1 pseudogene is annotated in these 308 nt (G+C 40.3%); it reads right to left on the bottom strand.

The features are described from left to right. Window positions 1–308: pseudogene (locus HMPREF2613_RS11650) on the bottom strand (hypothetical protein); the annotation flags it as partial.

The following is a 308-nucleotide window of genomic DNA, read 5'->3' as shown; positions in this document are numbered from 1 at the left end:
GCTTTATCCACTGCCAATTATCGCTAGGATTTTCACGAATTCCAAAAATAAGTGTACTGTTATCACTCCTCCACCATTTAGCACTTAAAGTGTACTGCTTACCAGATTTTAAGGGTTCAGCCAAGACGAAGTCTTGCTGATGTTTATTTCTCCATCCAGTATTTGAGTCAAGTAAAAGGTTACCTGATTGCTCTGTCGTCCCAAATAAAGCTGTCCACTTATAACTTCCAGGATCCTGACTATCTGCCTCAGTGAAATCCGTTAGCGTACCTAAATAGCGCTTGTTAGTACTATCAGAGGTGCTAAAA

The sequence above is a fragment of the Streptococcus sp. HMSC070B10 genome (genome assembly GCF_001808665.1).
In the GTDB taxonomy this organism is placed as follows: Bacteria; Bacillota; Bacilli; order Lactobacillales; family Streptococcaceae; genus Streptococcus.
This window is presented reverse-complemented; position numbering and strand designations above follow the sequence as displayed.